A 19,482-nucleotide genomic window follows, 5' to 3' on the forward strand; every position below is an offset into this window, starting at 1 on the left:
CAATGATTAACAGTATTAAAGTTCAACTTGAAGACTTTGATTTTGCAAAGGAAGTTGATACCTTAGAAAAAGAAAACATCAGTGATGGCGCATTGGTGACTTTTGTTGGCCGTGTGCGCAACCAAAATGATGGGTGCCAAGTAGAACATTTACATCTTGAACACTATGCTGGGATGACTGAAAAATGTTTAACCAAGATAACCGAGCAAGCACGAGAAAAGTGGCAATTAGGCAACATCAGTGTTATTCATCGCTTTGGCACTCTAACTCTCGGTGAAAAAATTGTGTTTGTGGGTGTTACCAGTAAACATCGACAAGATGCGTTTCAAGCTGCAGAATTCATTATGGATTATTTGAAAGTGCAAGCGCCATTTTGGAAAAAAGAACTTACAGAACACGGAGAACGTTGGGTAAGCGCTAAAGAAAAAGATAATAAAGAGGCTAGTAAGTGGTAGCAGTAACGCCCTTCTCATTTCATTTTGGCAATAAACAAAGCAATATTATCAATATTGCTTTTATTCTATTTGTAACTCTCATAAGTGCAACGGCTCAAGCAGAAACATTGCGCGTCGCTGTTGCATCGAATTTTGCAAAACCGATTGAACGTTTATCGGCGGAGTTTAATAAAACTCATCCTCATAAAATTCAAATTTCATCAGCATCTAGTGGTGTTCTTTATCAGCAAATTCGCCATGGTGCCCCATTTGATCTTTTCTTATCCGCGGATTTACGTCGACCGCAATTACTAGAAGAACAAGGTTTGATCCTCGAAAACTATCGCAATACCTATGCGATAGGCCAAATTGCAATTTGGTCAGCAATTGCGGAAGAACCAGTTTCTTTAGAAAACTTAAAACACTATGACGGCAGAATCGCTTTAGCTGCTCCACATATTGCTCCTTATGGTCTAGCTGCGAAGCAATCATTGATTAAAATGGATTTATGGAGCAAATTTCATCGCCAACTCATTACTGGCAACAACATTAATCAGACCTATCAGCAAATTTTAACTGGGGCCGTTCGCTATGGATTTATTTCTCACAGTCAACTGCTTGATTCAAAACATGGTTTTGGGACAGTTATTGATAGCAAATTGCACAAACCATTAGAACAGCAAATGGTGGTATTAAAGAACGCCGAGAACATCGAATTAGCGACGAGCTTTTTTAATTATTTACTGACCGATGAGGCACAACATCTAATTTCAACGCAAGGCTATGAACGAGCACCTAATATACCTAGAGCAACAGAACAAAGTATCGATAGAGAAGAACTAAAAAAACAAAAAGAAAAAGCGCCAATGGACGTAGCCAATGGAAAATTATAATGAATGGCTAGCCTTAGCAACAACACTAAAACTTGCTGCAATTACCACCATTATCTTACTCATTATCGGTACGCCCCTAGCATGGTACTTAAGCCGATTAGAGAGCCGTTTCAAGGTGTTAATTGAAGCATTAGTTGCATTACCATTAGTACTGCCGCCAACGGTATTAGGTTTTTACTTGCTTTTATTGTTTTCACCAATGAATGGTCCAGGAAAATTATTCCAAGATGCATTCGGCTCATCTTTGGCGTTTAGTTTTACCGGTATTTTAATTGGCTCGGTTATTTATTCCTTACCCTTTGTTGTGCAGCCTCTACAAAAAGCTTTTGAGCAATTAGGCAATCAATACAATGAAGCTGGAGCGATGCTCAGCGCCGGGCCCTTAGACCGCTTCTTTAATATCACTATGCCATTAACAAAAGCTAGTTTTATCACCGCAGCAAGTCTTGGCTTTGCTCATACGGTGGGTGAGTTTGGCGTGGTCTTAATGATCGGTGGCAATATCCCTGGTGAGACCAGAGTGTTATCCATTGCCCTATTCGACCATGTTGAAGCATTGAATTATGAAACCGCGCACTATCTTGCTGGCAGTTTACTCGTTGGTTCAATATTATTGTTAGCACTGATATATTTAATGAATTTTAAGTCTGAAAAAGCGATTAAGGTGAGAGAGCACTAATGAACCTGCACCTTAATATCCATCTCGATTATGGTAGCTTTAAGCTCTCTTGTTTAAATAACATTGAGCTTAACGGTATTACCGGTATTTTAGGCCATTCTGGCTCTGGAAAAACCAGTCTATTACGCATCATTGCTGGTTTAAACGATAAAGCAAATGGTCAAGTTGAACTTGCAGGGTATAAATTGCAGGACAGCGATGAAAGCCAATTTATACTGCCGGCTAAACGTAATATCGGCTTTGTCTTTCAAGACGCTCGATTATTCCCACACCTTGGTGTTAGAGGCAATTTAGAGTTCGCTAGCTCTCGTTGCCTTCAAAGTAAATTAACCATCGATGAAGTCATTGAACTCACACGGATGGAGCATCTGCTTGATCGCAAAGTTACCGACTTATCAGCAGGTGAAAAGCAGCGAGTAGCACTGGCAAGATCATTGCTTGCAGAGCCAGGTTTATTGCTCCTCGACGAACCTTTGAGTGCTTTAGATAATAAAGCCCGCGGCGAGATGGTACTGATATTAAGACAGATACATCAACGATTAAATCTACCGATGATTTATGTAAGTCATTCAGTGACAGAAATCCAACAATTAGCAGATCAAGTGCTTGTGATGAAAGACGGTAGCATCATTCAGCAAGGTCACGTGCATCAAGTTATTAATCATTTAGATAGCAGTATTAGCAATGAATACATCGCGCAAACCTCATTGACGTTAAAGGTAAAACAACAGTTAGTTAATTTTGGCTTAACGCAACTTGGATTTGTTGGCCAAAAACAGCACAAACTAAGCTTGTTTTCTAACCTTATTCAGCGAAAAATTAACGAAGACGTCCGCTGTTATATCCTAGCCAGCGATATAGGTATCTCGCTAAATAAAGCTGAAGATACCTCGGTAAACAATATTTTGCCGGGCAAGATCACTGAAATAAGACGTTTAAATAGAAACTTAGCGCAAGTGTGTGTACAAGTTTTCGACCATACATTTATGGTAAACATTACTCGTTATTCTGTAGAGCGCTTACGACTGACTCTTGAACAGCCAGTATATTTACAATTTAAAGCGAGTGCTATTCGCACATACTAAAGCCTAGCCATTATCAACTATAATTAAATAAAACAATATGTTAAGTGATAAAGAACAAATTCGTTACTCACGACAAATGCTGGTAAAAGGTTTTAGTGAAGAACAACAGTTAATGCTTAAAAACGCAACCGTGTTAATTGTCGGTTGTGGTGGTTTAGGCAATCCAGCCAGTCTCTATTTAGCATCATCAGGGATCGGCCGCCTAATTATTGCCGATGGCGATCACGTAGAGCTATCAAACCTGCAACGACAAGTAGTATTTACTGAACAGAGCATCAACCAAAGTAAAGCTGAAGTAATGGCTGCGCACTTAACCAGCCTTAACAGTGATATCGACGTTGAAGCCGTTGATGATATGGTCGATGCTGAATTTTTGGACTACTACTTACCTATGGTCGATGTTGTCTTAGATTGTACAGATAACTTAAATACGCGCTATTTACTCAATGATTATTGTATTGCCCATTCTACGGTATTGATAAGCGGCGCGGCTATTCGAGCGGAAGGTCAGGTCATGATGGTAAATCCAAACCTCGATAACTTTAGTTGTTACCAATGCTTTTATCCTAAGTCTAAAGGCGAACCAAGTTTAAATTGCTCAACAGCAGGGGTAATTGCACCTGTTCTTGGCATCATAGGTAGTATGCAAGCACTGCTAGCAATAAAGCATTTAACCGCTAAACGGACACTCGATAATAAGGTGATGATATTTGACGGTATGACGATGCAATGGCAACGATTTAATATCACAAAAAAGCAAAATTGCGTTTGTTCAAACAATAATTAGCAAGAAACGTGAGTGAATAATTATTCACTTTATATGCAACCTCAGTGATAGACCATTTAAAAAATCACAAAAAAAACGCCCGATTTATCGGGCGTTCTCATTATACAAATTCACTAATTAATTATTTAAATAATCCCATGTTCCTGGCGTCCATGGCTTCTCGCCAACCACCAAGCCACTCTGACTTTGCGTCTAAATTTTGATACGGACAATTTTCTTTATGTTTTCCACTAAGACCAGCTTGATAGCCGTTAGAATGTGCTCTGCCTAAACGATCGCGTTTTTGTCTCTTCATTGAAGACTCCTCTATATTGTTAGATGTGTAAGTCAAAAACTTACCATGTGAGGTGGTCGAAAAATCTTAAGTCGACAATTTATTTAAGATCAATTTTCTCAGGGATGCAAATGATTTTTTGTAACTAAGTTGCACAATTTTTCAATTTTCTTAGGGAAATATTTTTATGCATATATTTTCTTAGGAAAGTGAATGATTGTACGAAAAACACTCAACGTTTGAACCGCTATTTTTATTGTAATAAAAACATCATCTTAAAATTATCCCTTGTTTATATTTAGATTACTGTTTGCGGAATATAGGTATTTAAGTTGATTTATTTTTTAGATTAATATATTCATTATCAATCTAAAAATAAATTCCAATTTTTAGCCTACTTTTTGGGGCTTTGTTGACTGTCGATTTTTATTTTTCATCTATAACTAAGGGTAACAGCATTTTTTCTAAACCATTGAGTTTTACTTCGTAGATGAGCGCTAATTGCTCGCCGAGCTTCCCTTTCGGAAAACCAGTTTTGTTAAACCATACTAAATATGGCTCCGGTAAAAAGATGAGTTTTCTGCCAGCATATTTACCAAATGGCATCACCTGATTTACTGCAATTATTAGTTGTTGTTGATCCATAAGTCCAAAAAAATAATATTTAAATATATAAAGAACGATTTAGTTTTATACTAAACCTATGTTTTAACGATTAATAGCTATAGAGGCGATATTTTTGAATTCAAGCAAACTTGCACAGGCAGTCATCGCTGGAGGTTGTTTTTGGTGTTTAGACGCTCCGTTTAGGCAAATAAATGGTGTACACGATGTGGTTAGCGGTTACATGGGTGGAGATGTAGATAACCCAAGCTACCAGCAAATTTGTAGTGGTTTAACTGGCCATGCCGAAGTCGTGGTCATCACTTATGATGCAGAGATTGTTAGTTACCTTCAAATATTGGAAGTATTCTTCTTATTGCACAACCCAACTCAATTAAACCAACAAGGCTATGACAAAGGTACGCAATATCGCTCAGCGATTTTTTACGCCAACAATGAAGAGAAACAACTCGCCGAACAGGCAATAAAAAACGCTCAGCAGTATTTCACCGACAAAATAGTCACTAGCTTAGAAGCTGTTCAAAGATTTTATCTTGCCGATGAACATCACCAAAATTATTACCAAAAAAATCCTTATCAACCATATTGCCAAATTATCATTGAACCAAAACTTCAAGCTTTACGTGAAAAGTATGTCGCATTACTAAAGTATTGACACACTGAAACGATTAATTGACAGGATTAAGATCTGACTTAGATTAGTACATCAATGAAAAAAGCTTGCGGCGATACGTACTCGCCAGTTTATCGCCGTCTGGCAATGCCGAAAGTACGTCTAGCAATAACTTTTTACTGTCACTATCACCACTGTTTTCAAGCAGCAGTTGATAAAATAGCGCCAACGCTTCTTCTTGACGATTTACTTGTGAATATTGAACTGCAAGGTTACGGCGCAGTTCAACATCATTGGGATTTTCACTAAGTTGTCGCTCTAATGCTTGTATTTCAGGTGAATTGCTTGCTTGCTCTGCAAGTTCAACTTTAGCCATAAGTGAATGATAGTTTGAATCTTGATCGACCATTAATATCGTTGCTAAAAGTTGTTTGGCATTTTCAACTTTACCAAGCTCAATATATACATCTGCCAGCATCAATTTAATATCGGCACGTTCAATATCTATTTGATGCGCCTGTTCTAGCAGTGGAAATGCGTTAGCGAATTGTTTTTCAACAACGAGTTGCTGTGCTTGCGCTAACAAAGTGTCTTCAGCTTTTGGTAAATATTTCGATAGAAATTCATCGATTGCTTGATCGGTTTGCGGCCCAGCTAAACCGTCTATTGGTTGACCATCTTTGACTATAACCGCTGTTGGTAATGATTGAATGCCAAACTGTTGAGCTATAGCATTTTGTGTCATGCAATCAACAGTCGCTAAGATGATGAAATCTTGCGCCCCTTGTAACCTTAGTGCCAACTTATCGCGTAACTCGACACTTTCACTCATTTGTTCAGCCCAAAAATCCACTAATACTAATTTAGTCTTTGATTGTTCTAAGATGATTTGTTGAAAGTTTTCTGGGGTAATGGCGATAATATTATCTGACATTTAAATTTCCGAATAAGGTATGAGGTTGCTTACTTGTATATGGTATATGGGCATAAAGATGAATAAACAAGGGGTAGCTATAATTAAATAGACCCAATGAAGGTTATGTATACAATGTGATAGCGATTGATAATAGTGATTACTGATTATCACCACTGCCGTGATGAATAGCATCAATAACAATTAACGTACACAATGCCAGTTCGCTAAAATCAGCGTCTGCAACCTCCAAGCCATAAGTATCCGTTAATGAAAACCACTGTTTACTTACTGTGGCAGTTACAGCATTGCCTTCATTAAATTCAAATTCATGTGACAGAAAATTGCCGCTAACGGTAATTTTTCTGCCCGATGAAGTTAGAATAAAACGGCTACTAAACAAAGGTAAAAAAGTTTTAACCACCTTCGCCTTGGTGCCATTAGTAAAAGTGATATGAAATGTTGGCCTTAAGGTAAAAAGCTTCTGTTTAATCGTTGCTAGTTGTTCGCCAACGTGATCAAACAAATGAAATGTTTTGCCAATGCTGAAGAATTTACCATCTACTTGATAAACAATTTCATCATGATCATTTTTTATTTCAAATTTTTCAGTTAAAGATAAAAACCGCTGCTTTAATTTATATCGTTGCATTTAATCTTCCAACTACTCTTATGGTTATGCTTAGGATTATGCTTAGGGTTATGGTTTAGATTTTGATTTAATTTGATTATCAATATAGCTACACCAAGCCTTGCTATTTCGACTTGGAACTTCTTTATTACCACGAACATCGAGTTTAAATTCTATTACCGACTTCCACTCATCTGAGCCAATATCAGGTCCGTGACCTTGGTCATCGCCTGAAGTCAAGATATCCTCGACATAGCTATTCCATGCTGGAGAACATGGCTCAAGAGCCAACTCGACTTGCTCCGCTAACTGCACTTGCTGATTAGCTGTGGCGTTTGCACAGCCGAGTTGCGTAGTTAACAAAAACGCTGAGAATACTAAGAACTGCTTACTCATTTAATTGCACTCATTAATCTAAATCTCTATATAACTAACTCTAGCAACAATTTCTTCTTCAACAAGTAAATTTGTGATTTTGTATCAAGGATTTAACCAGTAGTTAATGCAAAATAGACAAGAACAAACTATAGTATCAGCATTATTATTGAATACCCCATTTAGGAAATTTTATGTCTAATTTAGCACAACAATACGCTTCGTATATCGACACGATTAATGAAGAAGAAACACTCTATGCGTTACAAAATTCTGACGGTGAATGGGTAGTATGTGATTCAGCCGATTTTGAAGAAGCCGATGTTTTTCCGCTTTGGGCAAATAAGCAAGATGCACAAGCATTTTGTATTGATGAATGGCAAGAGTACAAAGTCGCAAGCATTCAATTAGATGATCTTTTAGAAGAGTGGATTTCTGATTTTCATAGTGATGGTGTGCTTATTGGTATCGACTGGCAATTAGATCAAGATGGCGTTGAAATGGATGCCATTGAATACGCAAAACTATTAGTTAAAGCCTTGTAATTAAAGATTTAAAAATTAAAGTATTACGATTTCTCGCTAAACAAATAGTTACCTCAAAATAACGATTCGAAACGGTTTTGCCGCCCTAATGACGATAAAATAAATTAATTTATTTTTAAATTTCAAATTAGGCGGCAAAATGACTCTACAACAAATAAACACATCCTCTACAATCGCCGAAGTCAATTTGAGTAACTATATAATCAATGCTTCTGGACCACGCTGCACAACTGAAGACGAACTGATCAATTTAGCACAATCAGATTCTGCTGCAATCATGACTAAATCATGCACCTTGTTACCGCGTTCTGGTAATCCTGAGCCAAGATATCAAACATTAGAGCATGGTTCAGTTCAATCTATGGGATTACCCAACTTAGGCTATCAAGCCTATTTAGATATGCTGCCTCGACTTAAACAATACAACAAACCGGTAATCGTCAGTATTTCAGGATTGAGCATCAGTGATAACGTAGAAATGGTAAGTAAATTTCAGCAATCTGAAGCAGACTTATTAGAGGTGAATTTTTCATGTCCAAACGTGCCGGGTAAACCGCAGTTAGGCTATGATTTTGAACAAACAGAAAAAGCATTAGCGGCGATCACCAAATTAGGCGATAAGCCGCTTGGTATTAAACTGCCCGCCTATTTTGATATGAATCACTTTGAAACAGTGGCCAATATATTGAAAAAATTCCCAATAAAGTTCATTAGTTCAATAAATTCAATTGGTAATACCTTAGTCATTGATGCCGATACAGAATCAACAATTATTAAGCCAAACTCAGGATTAGGTGGCTTATGTGGTAGTTATATCAAGCCTATTGGTTTAGCCAATGTGCGAACCTTTAGATCTCTGTTGCCGAAAGAAATTTGTATTTTTGGTGTCGGCGGCGTATACACAGGTATCGATGCTTTCGAGTATTTATTAGCTGGTGCTGATGCGGTGCAAGTAGCTACCTGTTATCAAGAACAAGGTAGCGAATGCTTTACTCGCCTTAATAACGAATTAAGTACAATACTTGCCAGTAAAGGCTACAAAGACATCAATGAAGTGAAAGGAAAATTACAAACAATTTAGTCGACTTTTCTAATCAATAATTATGCGCAGGTATAGATTATCACCTTTACTAGCGCATTTTTTGTTAGTGTTTTCTCAAAACAGATATAAGTCTTAAAAGGCATATACCTTAACAATATGAATTTTCAGAATGTATAATTTTGTTTCGCTAAATATTGCTTAGATTGGTCAATTTGTTTTGTCGAAGAAAGTTTTTTGGTATTTAGCGAAGTAACCGTTTCTAAAAGTAAAATAGGTTGTTCGCTATTGCTCGCAAGTTCAAAAGCTTTACTCTGATATTCAACAGGTAGCTTTTTCTCATTACCTGACCACATGATCGGTTTTTCTTTATCAGCAATACTAACGCTACCACTGTGTTTATAATAAAGATAAGCACCAATACTGCCTCCTATGAGTATTACGCTTAATACCAACAAAATAGCGACAAAATGTGTTCTTTTTAATACTCCCATGACTCGCTTTTCAACTTTGAACGTGTCGTTATAATTACGAATGTCAACGATGGGTATGTAATCCAACTTAGTATTCTTAACGATATTAACCATCTCTATTATCCTTCTTGTTAGCATCAGCTTCGGTTTGGATAAGTTGCTGATATTGCTTTCTCGTATGGATGGCAAGCCCCCATAAGCCAAGTATTAACAATGCAACAATACCGACCTTCACTTGTTCACTATTAAACGCACGTGAAAGCGCAGTTGATTGATAATTTGTTTCGGTCAATTGCGGCGTATCCAATATACCTTCATGCTTTTCAAGGCTTTGATATTCGATTGCTTTAATCGGTGCTTGCTCAAACAATATGCCGGCATTAGCGACAAATGAATTGACCAAAAAACTACCGCAACACAGATATAACAGCCAACACAATGTGGTCGATATTGTAGATTTAGGAAATGGTTTATTATTTTGATTGGGTAAAGTCATAACAAGTCTCCAAAAGTTATGAGTTCATTACACAATAAATAAATGACAAAAAGCCCGACAGAAGCGGGCTTTAACAAGATAAAAAGTGATGAATTATGATTGGCTTTTATATTTCATCTTTAAAAATAAATACCAACATTGCTGCTAACATCAACTGACTGATAATAAGCATTACGCTGTTTACTTGATTGAAATTAATTTCGTAAATATCAAACACATTAAAACTAAACAGCTCAAGCACAACTTCCTTACCTGGAATAAAGAAAGCCAAGACTAATGTCGCTAATACTATCGTTGTTTGTAAAACTTTCTTGCGCCAAGCGTCAATCTTATTCAAACGCTCAACGGTGTGTTGGGTAAACTCTTCAGCCGAAAGTTTCGGCATTGATTTTGCCAACATCTGATCTAATTGTTGTTCATCAAAAGGACACATTACGCTGCTCCTAACTGTAATTTTTGACCAATACCAATCAATTTATCTTTACCACGTTTGCAATGAGATTTAACCGTGCCGATTGGCATATTCAATATATTTGAAATCTCTTCATGGTTATAGCCTAAGGTGATATGCAAAGATAGCACGGCTCGCTGTTGTTCATTTAAAAAAGCCATTAATTGAATAATGAACTCTTCATTATCATCAGCTTGAACGGTTTGTAATTCGACAATATGGTCTTCGCCAAGTTCTTTTACTTTTGAAATTTGTTTTAAAAAGTTGCGATAAGCGATGCGATATAACCAGCCTTTAAAAGCATCAATATTCTCAAGCTTACCTAGTTGCTGATAGGCAGTTATTAAACTCTCTTGCGCAACATCATCAGCTAAAGCGTAGTCACCGGCGGTTAGACGACGGCAATAGCCCCGTAAATCTGACTGACAGGCTTTAACGATGTCATTAAAGCCTTTGCTGTCAGGGTTTTGTTTAAACGCTGAGATTAGCTTGTTTAGCATAAATAGTCTGACTATTTTACTGGGTTATATTTATGAACAATAAAGTAGCCAATGCCAATCACTAATGGGAAAACCGATAAGCCCATTAAATCAGGGTCGCTATCGTGCGCAATCCAAGCGTATAAGGCAACAGCAATTGCTAAACCAGTAAAGATAACCGCTTTTGGAAAGTCATTACGTACAGGACGTTGTGACAGCATTAATTGCTCAATAGTTTCCGGGTTAATTGATTGGCCTTTTTCAATAGCCAATTGAATTGTACGTTGTAATTCTGCTTTGTTCTTATTTGAAAAGTGAAGGTACGCAAAACCTACAAATCCGATCATAATAAACATAACAATTGGGATCATTTCGCCATCCATAATAAATTCCTTAAATAATATTGATTAATAATTTTTTGCTTTCATTATGTAAGAGCGCCTCTAAACCAATTTTAGATGCAGTAAATAAAAATAAATTTTAACTTTTATCTAATATTTGCATTTCAACTTTGTTGCGTCCCGAGTTTTTAGCGATATATAAACAGTCATCGGCAACTTTAATCCAATCATTTACATCGCCACTATATGACGCGCAACTATGCAATACTCCCATACTAACAGTAATTTTATAGGTCTCTTTATTTTCACTATTGAAGCTTAGTTGCTCAATATTTTGTCTTAGCTTTTCGAGTTTGTGAGCTAAATTGGTCTCCGAAATATCATGGATTAGAATTATAAATTCTTCACCGCCAAATCGAGCGATTAAATCGGTAGAACGAGAAAATTCTCGCCTTAATGTACGACTAAAAACCTTTAAACATCTATCTCCTGTTAAATGACCGTATGTGTCATTCACTTCTTTAAAGTGGTCTAAGTCTAGTAAAACCACTGCCAAATTACTGTTATTTCTAAACGCCAATTTTTGAAAAAGCTTAAATTGTTCATCAAAATAATGGCGATTATACAAACCGGTGAGTTTGTCTTTTTGCGCCAACTTGGTTAATTTTTCATTAGCCAGCTTTAACTCTTCGGTGCGTGTAGCAACTTCAGATTCTAGGTTCACATAATATTTGTTTAACTCATTTTTTCGTTGTTGAAGTTGTTCGTATAGAGCTGAAATCTCAGTAGCTGAATTTTCGTATAATGGTGGAAAATTAAACTTACGATCACCTTCAGAGCGATCCAGTTGTTTCAAAATAAAGCGCAATGGTTTAGTGATTTGCAAACCAACACGCTCTGTTAAGGCTATGGTAATTAAAAATGCCAAGCCCAGCATTGCAAATAAATATATATACTCCTGTTCCAATATCTCGGTTGCTTCATCAGCGTTAAGCAGCACATATAAATCCCAGTCATTGCTGAGCTTACTTTTTTCATAGTAATATTTTTGTTCATTCATTCTGTCGTTTTGACCCAAACGAACTAAATGGTTTAAGTCGGGATTGTTGACAATACGTAAATCATTATTCAATTCCAACTCTAAGCTAGGAGTTGCAATAACAACCTGCCCTGCGTTTAAAATCACTGCTTCGATATTTTGCCAATTATTATGAGGAATAAAGCGTAACAAAGAGTCAAGTTTAATATTAGCTTGTAATAATTGCGGTTGAGCGAGTTTCCCTGTTAATGGCACTGTTAATGTAACCGTTGAAGAGCCATCAGCGATGACAACAGTCCCTTTTCTATAATCAGTTTCCGGCGAGCTAATCCAAATTTGGTAAAAATCCTTATAGTTTTCTTTATAAGTTAGTATTACTTGCTCTACATCGTTTTTATCTTCAAGCAAAGAAATCGTTTCCGCAGCATTACTCAGCGCTTTTTTGTATGTGCTTGTGTATTGCTCTATTGCCTGAGTTATATATTGGTTTTGTTCAACAATCGTATGCTCTATTTGCAACTGTTGATTGTTAATTAGACTTCTTCCAAGCAACAACGTTATCGTCATAACTGAAAACAAAATGATCAATGAAGTAGCGTAAACCAATTGCACCTTAAACGGACGCAAAAATCTAGGTTGTTGGCGAAACTTAAAGGCAAATGTTTTAGGGAAAAAATAAAGAATCATTCCAGCAAAACAAGAATAAAGTAAGCCATTTATTGCCTGTTTAATGATGGCCAAGGTATATAGCTGATGCGAGTCAACCATAAAGTACACGACTAAAGCAGTGATCGGCATGCCGATAAGTACCCAAAAAATCATATCTGCATACAATACATACCAACCACGCTGACGCAATAAAGCGATAAAAACAGCTTCTGCACCGTAAAGGATATAGCCAAATGGATGACCAAATGAAATAACAAAAGAAGAGGCAATAATCATTGCCGACAATAACGAGTACAATACGCCAAATCGCATTGCAACAATTACAAACGCGAAGTTACCTATAATCAGATGCATCTCTGAAAATAACGGAATTGGGTATAAATTCAGTAAATACCCTAATGTAGAAAGCAACAGCACAACAAACAGTGCTTTTAATTGCTCAGTATACTTTTTAGCGATATTAAATGTCATAAAGCGCTTATTTTTCTTATATTTAAACTTCAGTCTATCACCATGTTGATCGAATATTAAGCCTTGGCTAAAATCCGAGTTTTGTTGAAATAAACGGCAAAAAAACTCTGGTTACATTAAATCGCTTCCTTTCATCAAACTGACATATTAAGCTGACATCATATTGAGTCGAAAATTAATTATTTAAGGATAGAAAAATGCAACTTAAAGAATGGGTAGATGAGCTATTTGAGATATTTGATGAAAACAAAGACGGTGTACTAAATCGCAGTGAATTTGTTGAATTAATCGATTGTTTGTTACGCGAACGCGGAATAAAAATGTGTGAAAGTATTTTTCATCAATTTGATAAAAATCATGACAATGGTATTTCTAAAGAAGAACTGACTGAAATGATGATAGAGCTAGCTCTTTAACTGCAAATCTCGACGTAATTATTTTTAATGCCAGCCACTTAGAAACTGGCATTTAAGTATTACAAAAATAGTACCATGTATAAAAATATCCTCTTCCCGCTAAGCAATTTGCTGTTTCGGCAAGTGCTGCCCACGTGTAAACACCCAGTACAATCAACACCAATAAAAAAATCCAATCAGTAAAATTATGGCTTTGTTTAGATAATCCTGGTATCGGAACTATTAATGTTTTGCGAACGAGTAAGCGCGATACCAAATTCAAAACAAGATAATAAACCTGATAACAAAAAGGCGTAGCTAGCAAAATAAATACAGGGTGAAAGATAGCAAAGTACCCGCCAGCTAGCGCCAACAGAAATAAACCAAAGACAATAAGCGTAGACCGCAAACTAGAACCTTATTAAATAAACCTAATACATTTAATTTAGGCAAAATTCTCCTATAAGTAAACAATAAACGCATTAACAACAAAGCACCGAGACCACACTATACTTTGGGCAGCGTCCTACATCTATTACGGGGCGGATCGAATGTCGCTTTTGTGCCATTAACTGCCGTTGATAGACTTGTTATGTAATAACTCTGTTGAACTTTTTTCTAGCCTTATAGATTCCGCTTATCCCTTTAAGAAGTAATACAATAGATATTAAGACGTGAAATTCAATTAGCCGTAAAGCATGGCTGACTGCATATATTGATTGCGTTCGGTTTGGGTAATTACCATATAACCTGAAAGTGTATTCTTTTCCAATATCAAGTTTACCGTTCAGGTGTATAGGATACTTACCTCCTACATCAACAACAGAAACTTCTCTCCATCCTCTTTGGGATATTTTCTTTCGGACTGGAGCGACTTTTTTGACCTCAATAACCGTACCAGTATAGATAGCCCCTTTATTATATAGGTTGTACAAATCTGGTGCCGTCAAAAACAAGAAAACGCCTCCAAAAAACAAGTATGCTAGGTAGCTTTTTACATGGTCGACAAAATCATTTACTTTCATATTCTTATTATTGTTTATGTCCCTTAATCGCTCTTTATAGACCTTAATTTACTTTATCAATTGGGTCAAAACTTCAGATAAGCTAAGCGTCCAACAGGTCTAACATTTTAGCTGCTTTAGCGATGGTTATTTCATCATCTAAATATGGATTTGCAAGAGCATAAATATATCCTTCGATAGCTTCATAATTCAAGTCATCTCTACACTCTATGAAGTTAGCCCATTCTTCGAGTTCATCATTGGATAACTTTTCACAAAGGTACAGTTTTAACACTGTGGCTAAATCCGATTTGGTTACCTCATATAATTCTACATCACTGTCATAACCAAGTTTCAACAGTTCCATGTATGCGGTATCACGGTTTGGACCAAACTGTATGATTTGAATAAGTGCTTCAATTCGAGTCATGCTCATAAGATAAACCTACTACAAACAATTTTCGAAGTCTGTTTATGACTCATTATTATTGGTTGTAGGTAATCCATCACAATACACCTGAGCAAGTATTCCATATTCTAGGTTCCCTAAAGTCTTATCTAAATAACAATTCTTAAGCTCATCAGGAAAACTAACGATATTATCAGACATTAATTTGAATGCAGCTTCTTTTAAAGTGACATCTTCTTCAGCAATTAATTTTCTTAACTTAAATAAGTTAACTCTAGATTCTACAAAGACCCTATCTTCATCTGGATAAAATACAGTCCATTCATTATGCAAAGAGCTATAACTGGTATATTTATCGACGGCCAAATAGGTAACAACAATACCAAGTGATAAAGTAAAAATCCTATGCAACCGGTGCTTCATTTAGTACGTTCTTCCTTGCAAGTTTATCGTCAAGTTAGGGCTTATATAGACCTTAACCTTTTCAAGTGGTTAGGGTCAAATTTACGCTAATTTACGGCAGTAGTGTTGCAAGAGTATAAAGTCAGGAGGGTTTTCATTCATCGAACTTGTTCGATGGAGGGGCATTTAATTATCTAGAAAGCAAAAAGCCTGTAGCTACTTTAATAACTACAGGCTTTCATAATATGGTGCCTCGACCCGAACAATTTTTTCAGGAAAAAAATTGAAGCGCGCAGCGACTCGAAGGGTGAAAACCAAGGATGGTTTTCATTCATCGAACTTGTTCGATGGAGGGGGAGGCACAAAAAAGCCCGCTATTAATAGCGGGCTTTCGAAATATGGTGCCTCGACCCGGAATCGAACCAGGGACACGGGGATTTTCAATCCCCTGCTCTACCGACTGAGCTATCGAGGCTTACAACGAAATTCGTTGAAGTGGCGTAATAATATAGTGCATTAACTAGCGACGCAAGCAAAATATAGTATAAAAAACACACCTGCTTATTAAAGCGACAATTAGTCTTTTATTTAGCTTAGATTGCTTGAATTAACTGCAATTACAACTCAAAGTCGTCAAAATCTGTATGACATAGATCAGTATCTATAATTTGATCTGCTGGCTTTGGATCAAGCAATGATGGTTGTATTGCTTTAATATCCAGTTCTTCCTTCTTTGGTTTGGGTTGTGCAAGCTTACGCTTTTCTCTTTGCAGACAGAGCTTGATGACTTTTTGCTTTTCTTGATTATTGAGTTCTTTCCAATTAAAGCGCTCATCGCGGGTACGAAAACATCCCTGACAATAACCACGATTGTCAGATTTGCACACCCCTCTGCATGGGCTTGGAACATCAAAAAAATCAAGCTGAAAGTCTTGCATCACTACCTTAGTCTGTAGAACATTGTACTTATAATAAAATACATTGAAGTCAATTCTTATACCATTAAATTCTAATCAAGTAAAAATGTTCAGAGCGTAACTAAAAACAAAAAGAGGGCTTACTAGCCCTCTTTAATTATAGATAACTATACCTAATTGATGAAATTGGAATTTTAATCTAATTTATCTGATGCAACATGGTATTGTGGATCTTCATAATAATTTACTTCAACCAAATCGCCTGCCTTGGTTAATAACACCTGACAATCTGGTGATAAGTGGCGTAAGTGTAATTTCTTGCCGCGACTCTTATAACGTTCTGCTAGCGTATCAATTGCTTCGATAGCCGAGTGATCTACTACTCGAGAATTCTTGAATTCAACAACAACATCTTTGCTATCACCGTTCATATCGAATTGCTCTAAGAAGCTGCTGACTGCGCCAAAGAATAATGGGCCGTTAACTTCGTATACAGTCCAACCATTCTCATCGGTTGAGCGGGTAACAATAACGTGTTTTGCATGCTGCCAAGCAAATACTAATGCCGAAACAATAACACCCACGATTACAGCAACCGCTAAATCAGAAATAACGGTAACGCCTGAAACTAATACAATAACGAACGCATCCGCTTTCGGTATCTTTCTAAAGATACGTAAACTTGACCATTCGAAGGTACCAATAACAACGATAAACATAACACCAACAAGCGCTGCTAATGGGATGATTTCAATTAAACCTGAGGCGAATAAGATAAAACCAAGTAATGCTAATGCGGCAGTAATACCAGACGCACGGCCGCGACCACCAGAGTTAACGTTAATCATTGATTGTCCAATCATCGCACAACCACCCATACCACCAAAGAAACCGTTAACTGTGTTGGCTGCACCTTGTGCGACACACTCACGGTTTGCTTGGCCATGAGTCTCTGTAAGCTCATCAATAAGACTTAACGTTAGTAATGATTCAATTAAACCAATCGCAGCTAGTACTAAAGCGTACGGTAAAATAACCATTAATGTATCTAAGTTAAATGGTACTTGTGGAATGTTAAACGTTGGTAAGCCACCTTCTAATGTGCGTGATGCATCACCAGTCATATCACGCACGTAATCGATTACCGTACGAGCGTCTAAGTCCATAAACATTACAATTAACGTAACGGTAATGATCGCCACAAGCGATGATGGCACCGCTTTGGTTAATTTAGGTAAGAAATGAATGATTGCCATGGTTAAGATAATCAAACCAGCCATCGTATACATTGCACTGCCAGTCATCCATTCAAGCTCGCCTTCAGAGTTTAATACTTTAAACTGACCAAGCTGAGCAAGGAAAATTACAATCGCTAAGCCATTAACAAAACCAAGCATTACTGGATGTGGTACTAAACGGATAAACTTACCCAGTTTAAATATACCGGCGAGTACTTGTATCAAGCCGGTTAAGAGCACCGCGGCAAACAAATATTGCACACCATGGGAAGCAACTAAAGCCACCATTACAACTGCCATTGCACCGGTTGCACCAGAAATCATTCCAGGGCGGCCACCAAATGCAGATGTAATTAAACCAACCATGAAGGCTGCATATAAACCAACGAGTGGGTCAACACCTGCAACAAAGGCAAATGCTACCGCTTCAGGCACTAAAGCTAATGCAACAGTTAAACCAGAAAGAACATCATTCTTTAGGCTAGTTACTTTACTTGCGTGTAATTCGAACATCTATTTAACTCACGTTTGTGATAAAGGTTGTATTAAGGCTCAAAGAATACCTTAAAAAATATTTGCATCACCAGAGACTGAAACCGTATTAATGGCAATTCACCAGTGACAAAAAATGAGGGGGCGAATGTTAAAGATAAATGTCTATTTTGTCAACGAAACTCTACATTTAGCCAAGTTTCGATGACGAATTAAGCCGAGGGCTTAAGGATATAAAATTGGCTATTTAAAGAGTAAATTCAGACAATTAAATATGAGGCTTCAATAAAGACATGATCATTTCAATATGGTCGTCATTGTCATTTAACGCAGGAATGTAATGGAACGTTTCGCCGCCGTTAGACATAAATACTTTGCGACTTTCCACTTCTAACTCTTCAAGGGTTTCTAAACAATCCACACTAAAAGCTGGACTGATCACTGCAACATGCTTTAAACCTTGTTTAGCGTAATCTTCCAGACAGCTGTCTGTATAAGGTTTTAACCATTCAGCTTTACCGAATCTCGATTGAAAAGAAATTTGAAAATCGTCCTTTTCAAAAGCAAGTTTTTCAATAACTAAACGTGTGGTTTTATGACAAAAACAAAAATATGGATCGCCGGCAGTGTGAAACAATTTCGGCATACCATGATATGAAAGCAATAGTTTATCTGGCTTACCATATTGTTCAATATGTTGTTTTATGCTGTTCGCTAGTGCAGTAATGTAATTATCATTGTCATGATAGCTCGAAATAAAATGTAATGACGGAACCCAACGCCAGCTTTGCAATTCTTTGCTTACCGCATCAAATGTTGAACCTGTTGTCGGACCCGCATATTGTGGGTATAAAGGTAAAACAATAATCTTGTTTACGCCTTTATGTTGCAGTTGCTTTAATGCTTGCTTCAGATTTGGATTTCCATATCGCATCGCAATTGCTACTTCAACATTATCACCATATTGCTGCGCCAGCTGAGCCGCAACTTTAGCTTGCTGTTTTTTAGCGTAAGCCAATAACGGCGAGCCTTCTTCAGTCCAGATGCTTTGATATAGCTTGGCCGATTTCTTTGGACGCACACGCAAAATAATGCCGTGTAAAATAATCATCCAAACGAGTCTAGGAATTTCAACAACACGCGGATCGCTTAAAAACTCACGTAAATAGGTTCTCAATGCCGCCGCGTTAGGCTCATCAGGTGTGCCTAGGTTGGTCAGCAAAATACCTGTTTTAACCTTGCCAGTATTCGCAGGACCTTGTTGTAAGTTTTCTGCGTGAAGATTCTTATTGTTAGCGATAAAACGTGACATTA

Annotated in this window: 26 protein-coding genes and 1 tRNA gene; 9 read left to right on the top strand and 18 right to left on the bottom strand. The window is 37.1% G+C overall.

What is annotated here, in order from left to right:
* Positions 1–2: 2 nt before the first annotated feature.
* From moaE to LT090_RS13390, 5 genes are read left to right on the top strand one after another with little or no spacing between them, the layout of a single operon-like run.
* The gene (gene moaE, locus LT090_RS13370) at positions 3–455 is read left to right on the top strand and encodes a molybdopterin synthase catalytic subunit MoaE (protein ID WP_068545968.1); all 453 of its coding nucleotides are present in this window, start codon (positions 3–5) and stop codon (positions 453–455) included.
* On the top strand, positions 449–1,327 hold the full coding sequence (gene modA, locus LT090_RS13375) for a molybdate ABC transporter substrate-binding protein (RefSeq protein ID WP_068545967.1): 879 nt from the start codon (positions 449–451) through the stop codon (positions 1,325–1,327). Before moaE ends, modA begins: the two co-directional genes overlap by 7 nt.
* The gene (modB, locus tag LT090_RS13380) at positions 1,314–2,006 is read left to right on the top strand and encodes a molybdate ABC transporter permease subunit (RefSeq protein WP_068545966.1); all 693 of its coding nucleotides are present in this window, start codon (positions 1,314–1,316) and stop codon (positions 2,004–2,006) included. Before modA ends, modB begins: the two co-directional genes overlap by 14 nt.
* Positions 2,006–3,091: a molybdenum ABC transporter ATP-binding protein gene (modC, locus tag LT090_RS13385; RefSeq protein WP_068545965.1), complete on the top strand. Its 1,086-nt coding sequence runs from the start codon at positions 2,006–2,008 to the stop codon at positions 3,089–3,091. The genes modB and modC overlap by 1 nt, the downstream gene beginning before the upstream one ends.
* 37 nt (positions 3,092–3,128) lie before the next feature.
* A complete protein-coding gene (locus LT090_RS13390) occupies positions 3,129–3,878 on the top strand; it encodes a HesA/MoeB/ThiF family protein (RefSeq protein ID WP_068545964.1) in 750 nt (249 codons plus the stop codon).
* A gap of 121 nt (positions 3,879–3,999) precedes the next feature.
* Here LT090_RS13390 and rmf read toward each other — a convergent pair whose 3' ends face one another.
* On the bottom strand, positions 4,000–4,173 hold the full coding sequence (rmf, locus tag LT090_RS13395) for a ribosome modulation factor (protein WP_068545963.1): 174 nt from the start codon (positions 4,171–4,173) through the stop codon (positions 4,000–4,002).
* A 405-nt stretch (positions 4,174–4,578) separates the two neighbouring features.
* Positions 4,579–4,797 (bottom strand): DUF3820 family protein, encoded by a 219-nt coding sequence (locus LT090_RS13400; RefSeq protein WP_068545962.1) that lies wholly within the window; start codon positions 4,795–4,797, stop codon positions 4,579–4,581.
* A gap of 94 nt (positions 4,798–4,891) precedes the next feature.
* Here LT090_RS13400 and msrA point away from each other — a divergent pair, with 94 nt between their 5' ends.
* A complete protein-coding gene (gene msrA / locus LT090_RS13405) occupies positions 4,892–5,431 on the top strand; it encodes a peptide-methionine (S)-S-oxide reductase MsrA (RefSeq protein ID WP_068545961.1) in 540 nt (179 codons plus the stop codon).
* Positions 5,432–5,474: 43 nt separating this feature from the next.
* On the opposite strand, the gene LT090_RS13410 is transcribed toward msrA, so the two are convergent.
* The 3 genes from LT090_RS13410 to LT090_RS13420 form a co-directional block, all read right to left on the bottom strand.
* Positions 5,475–6,323: a tetratricopeptide repeat protein gene (locus LT090_RS13410; protein ID WP_068545960.1), complete on the bottom strand. Its 849-nt coding sequence runs from the start codon at positions 6,321–6,323 to the stop codon at positions 5,475–5,477.
* Between the two features lie 139 nt (positions 6,324–6,462).
* Complete coding sequence (locus tag LT090_RS13415; RefSeq protein ID WP_068545959.1) at positions 6,463–6,954, bottom strand: LURP-one-related/scramblase family protein; 492 nt, start codon at positions 6,952–6,954, stop codon at positions 6,463–6,465.
* A 48-nt stretch (positions 6,955–7,002) separates the two neighbouring features.
* Positions 7,003–7,329 (bottom strand): hypothetical protein, encoded by a 327-nt coding sequence (locus LT090_RS13420; protein WP_068545958.1) that lies wholly within the window; start codon positions 7,327–7,329, stop codon positions 7,003–7,005.
* A gap of 173 nt (positions 7,330–7,502) precedes the next feature.
* On the opposite strand from LT090_RS13420, the gene LT090_RS13425 reads away from it, so the two are divergent.
* Positions 7,503–7,853 carry a DUF2750 domain-containing protein gene (locus tag LT090_RS13425; RefSeq protein WP_068545957.1) on the top strand — a complete coding sequence of 117 codons (351 nt, stop codon included), beginning with the start codon at positions 7,503–7,505 and terminating at the stop codon, positions 7,851–7,853.
* A gap of 139 nt (positions 7,854–7,992) precedes the next feature.
* Positions 7,993–8,934: a dihydroorotate oxidase gene (locus LT090_RS13430; RefSeq protein ID WP_068545956.1), complete on the top strand. Its 942-nt coding sequence runs from the start codon at positions 7,993–7,995 to the stop codon at positions 8,932–8,934.
* A gap of 125 nt (positions 8,935–9,059) precedes the next feature.
* Here the strand turns inward: LT090_RS13430 and LT090_RS13435 are convergent, their stop codons facing one another.
* The 6 genes from LT090_RS13435 to LT090_RS13460 form a co-directional block, all read right to left on the bottom strand.
* Positions 9,060–9,479: a hypothetical protein gene (locus tag LT090_RS13435; protein ID WP_068545955.1), complete on the bottom strand. Its 420-nt coding sequence runs from the start codon at positions 9,477–9,479 to the stop codon at positions 9,060–9,062.
* The gene (locus LT090_RS13440; RefSeq protein WP_068545954.1) at positions 9,472–9,861 is read right to left on the bottom strand and encodes a hypothetical protein; all 390 of its coding nucleotides are present in this window, start codon (positions 9,859–9,861) and stop codon (positions 9,472–9,474) included. The genes LT090_RS13435 and LT090_RS13440 overlap by 8 nt, the downstream gene beginning before the upstream one ends.
* A gap of 106 nt (positions 9,862–9,967) precedes the next feature.
* Positions 9,968–10,294 (bottom strand): hypothetical protein, encoded by a 327-nt coding sequence (locus LT090_RS13445; RefSeq protein ID WP_068545953.1) that lies wholly within the window; start codon positions 10,292–10,294, stop codon positions 9,968–9,970.
* The gene (locus LT090_RS13450; RefSeq protein ID WP_068545952.1) at positions 10,294–10,812 is read right to left on the bottom strand and encodes an RNA polymerase sigma factor; all 519 of its coding nucleotides are present in this window, start codon (positions 10,810–10,812) and stop codon (positions 10,294–10,296) included. Before LT090_RS13450 ends, LT090_RS13445 begins: the two co-directional genes overlap by 1 nt.
* A gap of 11 nt (positions 10,813–10,823) precedes the next feature.
* On the bottom strand, positions 10,824–11,174 hold the full coding sequence (locus LT090_RS13455) for a DUF6249 domain-containing protein (RefSeq protein WP_068545951.1): 351 nt from the start codon (positions 11,172–11,174) through the stop codon (positions 10,824–10,826).
* A gap of 97 nt (positions 11,175–11,271) precedes the next feature.
* Complete coding sequence (locus tag LT090_RS13460; protein WP_068545950.1) at positions 11,272–13,311, bottom strand: GGDEF domain-containing protein; 2,040 nt, start codon at positions 13,309–13,311, stop codon at positions 11,272–11,274.
* 197 nt (positions 13,312–13,508) lie between these two features.
* On the opposite strand from LT090_RS13460, the gene LT090_RS13465 reads away from it, so the two are divergent.
* Positions 13,509–13,727: an EF-hand domain-containing protein gene (locus LT090_RS13465; RefSeq protein WP_068545949.1), complete on the top strand. Its 219-nt coding sequence runs from the start codon at positions 13,509–13,511 to the stop codon at positions 13,725–13,727.
* A gap of 569 nt (positions 13,728–14,296) precedes the next feature.
* On the opposite strand, the gene LT090_RS13470 is transcribed toward LT090_RS13465, so the two are convergent.
* The 7 genes from LT090_RS13470 to hemH form a co-directional block, all read right to left on the bottom strand.
* On the bottom strand, positions 14,297–14,731 hold the full coding sequence (locus LT090_RS13470; protein ID WP_068545948.1) for a hypothetical protein: 435 nt from the start codon (positions 14,729–14,731) through the stop codon (positions 14,297–14,299).
* Positions 14,732–14,813: 82 nt separating this feature from the next.
* Positions 14,814–15,146 carry a hypothetical protein gene (locus LT090_RS13475; protein ID WP_082897123.1) on the bottom strand — a complete coding sequence of 111 codons (333 nt, stop codon included), beginning with the start codon at positions 15,144–15,146 and terminating at the stop codon, positions 14,814–14,816.
* A gap of 36 nt (positions 15,147–15,182) precedes the next feature.
* A complete protein-coding gene (locus LT090_RS13480; protein WP_068545947.1) occupies positions 15,183–15,542 on the bottom strand; it encodes a hypothetical protein in 360 nt (119 codons plus the stop codon).
* 378 nt (positions 15,543–15,920) lie between these two features.
* Positions 15,921–15,996 (bottom strand) — tRNA-Phe (locus tag LT090_RS13485).
* A 142-nt stretch (positions 15,997–16,138) separates the two neighbouring features.
* On the bottom strand, positions 16,139–16,459 hold the full coding sequence (locus tag LT090_RS13490; protein ID WP_068545946.1) for a DUF1289 domain-containing protein: 321 nt from the start codon (positions 16,457–16,459) through the stop codon (positions 16,139–16,141).
* Between the two features lie 173 nt (positions 16,460–16,632).
* On the bottom strand, positions 16,633–18,189 hold the full coding sequence (locus tag LT090_RS13495) for a SulP family inorganic anion transporter (RefSeq protein ID WP_068545945.1): 1,557 nt from the start codon (positions 18,187–18,189) through the stop codon (positions 16,633–16,635).
* Between the two features lie 247 nt (positions 18,190–18,436).
* Positions 18,437–19,480, bottom strand: a complete 1,044-nt coding sequence (gene hemH, locus LT090_RS13500) for a ferrochelatase (protein WP_068545944.1) — start codon at positions 19,478–19,480, stop codon at positions 18,437–18,439.
* Positions 19,481–19,482 lie beyond the last annotated feature (2 nt).

The sequence above is a fragment of the Thalassotalea crassostreae genome, from assembly GCF_001831495.1.
Lineage (GTDB): Bacteria > Pseudomonadota > Gammaproteobacteria > Enterobacterales > Alteromonadaceae > Thalassotalea_A > Thalassotalea_A crassostreae.